Source organism: Actinomadura livida (assembly GCF_014648675.1).
Lineage (GTDB): Bacteria > Actinomycetota > Actinomycetes > Streptosporangiales > Streptosporangiaceae > Spirillospora > Spirillospora livida.
Genome location: NZ_BMRO01000039.1, coordinates 1 through 2,429, shown reverse-complemented (window position 1 = coordinate 2,429; position 2,429 = coordinate 1). Strand labels below are relative to the sequence as shown.

The following is a 2,429-nucleotide window of genomic DNA, read 5'->3' as shown; positions in this document are numbered from 1 at the left end:
AGGACGACGTCGATGCGGTGTTCGCCGAGGGTGTCGCCGAAGTGCTCCTCGAACTCCAGCGTCCGGGACGAGGCGATATGCGCGTCGTCCAGCCCGCGCTCGTAGAGGGCCGGCCACTTGCCGGGGCTGGCGGTGGCGAAGACCTCCACATCCCAGTTCTGCGCCAGTTGCAGGGCAGCGGTCCCGACTCCGCCGGTGGCGGCGTGCAGGAGGAGCCGCTGTCCCGGCTGGACGCCCGCGAGGTCGGCGAGCGCGTAGTAAGCGGTAAGGAAGGCGACGGGGACGGTGGCGGCCTGGGTGAACGACCAGCCGTCCGGAATGCGGGTGACCATGCGGTGGTCGGCGACGGCGGTGGGACCGGTGCCGGTGAAGATCCCCATGACCCGGTCACCGGGAACGACGCCGTCCACGCCGGGACCGGCCTCGACGACGATGCCGGCGCCCTCGCCGCCGAGCGGCCGGTCGTCCTGGGGGATCATGCCCAGGGCGTACAGGACGTCGCGGAAGTTCACCCCGACCGCCCGCACGGCGATGCGCACCTGCCCGCTGCCCAGCGCTTCGTCCGCCTGAACCGCCGGGGCGAGAACGAGGTCCTCCAAAGTTCCCTTCTCACTGACGGCCAGCCGCCAGTCGTCGCCCGAAGGCATGGCGAGGGTCCCGCCACGCCCGGCGGCCCGCACCAGCCGCGCGCCGTGGACCACGCCGCCGCGCACCGCGAGCTGCGGTTCGGTCTGGGCCAGCGCGCCGCCGAGCGCCTGGCGGTCGGTGGGCCGGCCTTCGAGATCGATGAGCGTGATGCGCCCGGGGTGCTCGGCCTGGACGCTGCGGACCAGCCCCCACAGCGGGCTCTGCGCGAGATTCACCGTCCCGGGGCCCGTGACCGAGGCCGAGCCGGTGGTCAGCAGGACCAGTCGGCTGGCGGCCAGGCGCTCCTCGGCCAGGTAGCCCTGAATCAGCCCGAGTACTCGCCGGGTGGTGGCGTGCGCCCGGCCGGCGACGTCGTCGCCGGAGCCGGAGGGGCAGGGGACGAGGATGACACTCGGAGGGGCGCCGTCGCCGCAGTCCTCGATGAGGCCAGTGAGGGTGCCGTAGGTGCGGGTGGCGTCCGGGAGGCTCCCGGCCAGCGCGTCGGCCACGTCCGGGTCGTGCTCGGTGAGCAGGGCGTACGAGCCGTCCGCGGCAGTGGGGCCCTGCGTGGGCAGGGCCTCCCACACCAGGGTGTACAGGTGGTTGCTCTGGGCGGGTCCGGAGGGCGCGTCGGGCAGGGGACGGAGGCTGAGCTCGTCGATGGTTGCGACGGGCTGGCCCGCCGGGTCGGTGGCGGTGATGGCGATGCCGCTGCCGGTGGGGGTGATGGTGACGCGGAGCGCTGTCGCCTGGGCGGCGTGGAGGGTGACGCCGTTCCAGGCGAAGGGAAGGTGGGCCTCGCTGTGCTGCCCGTCGGCGGTCAGGACGACGGGGTGGAGGGCGGCGTCGAGGAGTGCGGGGTGGAGGGTGTAGCCGGTGGCGGCTTCGGGGTCGGGGAGCTGGACCTCGGCATAGATCGCGCCGGAGGCGCGCCAGGCGGTGCGGACGCCCTGGAAGAGGGGCCCGTAGTTCAGGCCGAGGTCGTTGAAGTGCTGGTAGAGGTCTTCGGTGGGGACGGTTTGGGCGTCGGGTGGGGGCCAGGTGGTCTGGTGGGGGGTTTCGGGTGTTGTTGCGGGGGTGAGTGTGCCGGTGGCGTGGCAGGTCCAGGGTTGCTCGTCGGCGTCGCCATCATCGGGGCGTGAGTGGATGGTCAGGGCTCGGTGACCGTTGTCGTCGGGCGCCTGGAGCGTGACCTGTAGTCGGAGTGGAGTACCGGCTCGCAAGGTCATGGGGGCCTGGAGCGTGAGCTCCTCGATGTGAGGTGCGCCGGTGTGGTCGCCTGCGTGGATGGCGAGTTCGAGGTAGGCGGTGCCGGGGAGGACGGGCGTGCCGTTGACGGCGTGGTCGGCGAGCCAGGGATGGGTGTCCAGGGACAGGCGCCCGGTGAAGACGGTGGTCTGCTCGTCGGCGAGTGTCACGCAGGCGCCGAGCAGGGGATGGCCGCCCGTCTCCAAGCCGGCTGAAGTGACGTCGCCCGCTCCGACCTGCGCCTTCACCCAGTAGCGCTGCCGCTGGAACGCATAGGTGGGCAGGACCGCTGGTGTCGTGGGACGCGAGACGCCCAATTCATCGAGGACCCGTGGCCAGTCGATTTCGGTGCCGTAAGCGTGCAGGCGCCCGAGCGCTGAAAGAAAAGTGGGCAGCTCCTGGTGTCCCTCGCGCAAAGTCGGCGTGACGAGAACGTTCTCGGCAGGCACACCCATATCGGCGAGAGTGCCGTGAATTAGTGGGGTGAGTGTGGGGTGTGGGGTGATTTCGAGGTAGGTGGTGGTGTTGTTTTGGTGGAGGGTGTGGATGCTTTG

General features: G+C 71.3%; 1 protein-coding gene. It reads right to left on the bottom strand.

Annotated elements, in window-relative coordinates; genetic code table 11:
• Positions 1–2,330 (bottom strand): SpnB-like Rossmann fold domain-containing protein (locus tag IEZ03_RS37145; protein ID WP_189241288.1); only part of this gene is annotated, 2,330 nt, incomplete at its 3' end.
• Positions 2,331–2,429: the final 99 nt, after the last annotated feature.